This is a genomic window from Streptomyces misionensis, assembly GCF_007896895.1.
GTDB classification, from domain to species: domain Bacteria; phylum Actinomycetota; class Actinomycetes; order Streptomycetales; family Streptomycetaceae; genus Streptomyces; species Streptomyces misionensis_A.
Genome location: NZ_VOGW01000199.1, coordinates 191,964 through 193,990 on the forward strand (window position 1 = coordinate 191,964; position 2,027 = coordinate 193,990).

The window sequence follows — 2,027 nt, forward strand, 5'->3', positions numbered from 1 at the left end:
AGGGTCAGGGCGGTGGCGGTGAGGACGGCGGCGCGGGTGCGCGGACGCATGCGGGCCACCTCTGGTGAAGCGCCCTGGAAGGAGGGGTGCCGTACGGGACTTACCCCTGGGGGAGCCGCCGCGGGGCGCTGCGCGGGGCCCGCCGCGCGCTCCTCCCCGCGCTTCTCCCCGTGCTCTCCGCCGGGGCCGAACGCAGGCCGTGCAGGACGTCGATGCGGTTGGTGGTGATCGAGTCCACGCCCAGGTCCAGCAGCCGGGACAGGGCGCGCCGGGTGTCCGGGGTCCAGACGGAGACGAGCCGGCCGTCCCGGTGGACGCGGGCGACCAGGTCCCGGTCCACCAGGGAGAAGCGGTAGTTGAGCCAGCGCGGGCGGATCGCGGCCAGCAGCGCGGGCCGGGGCGGGGCGAGCGTCGTCCAGGTGAGGGCGATCTCGGCGGCCGGGTCGGCCGCGCGGACGGTGAGCATGGTCTCGGCGCCCGCGCTGTAGTACACCCGGTCCCCGGCCCCGCTCTGCCGGATCACGTCCAGGATGCGATCCATCGTCCGCCGGGTCACCGGCCCGCACAGGTCCACCATCACCCGGCTGTCCCCGGTCGCCGCCAGCGCCTGCGCCAGCGTCGGCACCCGGCCGCCGGTGAGTCCGCCGACCTCCTCGGCGGACAGCGCGCTCAGCGGCCGCTCCACCTCCCACAGCCGCTCCAGCGTGTCGTCGTGCAGCAGCACGGGCACGCCGTCACGGGTGAGCCGTACGTCGATCTCGACCACGTCCGCGCCCCGGTCGAGCGCGGAACGCAGCGAGTCGACGGTGTTCTCGCGGAACCGGTAGGGGTCGCCGCGGTGGGCCACGGCGGTCACGTTCTGCATGGCCTCTATTGTCGTGCGCCTCAGCCGGCGAGCCAGCGCGAGGTGTACGTGTCGATCTCCGCCCCGATCCGCGCCTTGCCCGCCGGGTCCAGGAAGGACGCCTCCACGGCGTTCTTGGCGAGGTCCGCGAGGCCGCGCTCGTCCAGGTCGAGGAGGCGGGCGGCCACCGCGTACTCGTTGTCGAGGTCGGTGCCGAACATCGGCGGGTCGTCGGAGTTGATCGTGATCAGCACCCCCGCCTTCGCGAACTCCTTGAGCGGGTGCTCGTCCAGGCTGCGCACCGCGCGGGTGGCGATGTTGGACGTCGGGCAGACCTCCAGCGGGATGCGCCGCTCGGCGAGGTGCGCGAGCAGCAGCGGGTCCTGCGCGGAGCTGGTGCCGTGCCCGATGCGCTCGGCGCGCAGCTCGCCCAGCGCGTCCCACACCGTCTGCGGGCCGGTGGTCTCGCCCGCGTGCGGCACGGAGTGCAGACCGGCGGCGATGGCCCGGTCGAAGTACGGCTTGAACTGCGGGCGGGGCACGCCGATCTCGGGCCCGCCGAGCCCGAACGACACCAGGCCCTCCGGGCGGATCCGGTCGTCGGTGGCGAGCCGGGCGGTCTCCTCGGCGGACTCCAGACCGGCCTCGCCGGGGATGTCGAAGCACCAGCGCAGCGCGGTGCCGAAGTCGGTCTCGGCGGCCTTGCGGGCGTCCTCGATCGCGGCCATGAAGGCCCGTTCGTCTATGCCGCGCCGGGTGGAGGAGTACGGCGTGATGGTCAGCTCGGCGTAGCGCACCTGCTGGCGGGCCAGGTCGCGGGCCACCTCGTAGGTGAGCAGCCGGACGTCCTCCGGCGTGCGGATCAGGTCCACCACCGACAGGTACACCTCGATGAAGTGCGCGAAGTCGGTGAAGGTGAAGTACTCGGCCAGGGCCTCGGGGTCGCTGGGCACCTTGGAGTCCCGGTGGCGGGCGGCCAGCTCCGAGACGATGCGGGGGGAGGCGGAGCCCACGTGGTGGACGTGCAGTTCGGCCTTGGGCAGTCCGGCGATGAACGCCCGCAGATCGCGGTCGGCCGTGCCGGCGGCGGGTACGGAACTGTCGGTCAAGGGGTCCTCCCCGAGCTGGGCGCCGACGGGCCCTCACGGGCGCGGCGCGGGTGATCGGCTGATCGTCGAAGGAC

1 protein-coding gene and 1 pseudogene are annotated in these 2,027 nt (G+C 73.8%); both read right to left on the bottom strand.

All coding sequences use genetic code 11. From position 1 onward, the window contains the following. Positions 1 to 100: 100 nt before the first annotated feature. On the bottom strand, positions 101 to 865 hold the full coding sequence (locus FRZ03_RS37505) for a glycerophosphodiester phosphodiesterase (RefSeq protein WP_146469581.1): 765 nt from the start codon (positions 863 to 865) through the stop codon (positions 101 to 103). Positions 866 to 885: 20 nt separating this feature from the next. After that, positions 886 to 2,008: pseudogene (locus tag FRZ03_RS37510) on the bottom strand (adenosine deaminase). Between the last annotated feature and the right edge of the window lie 19 nt (positions 2,009 to 2,027).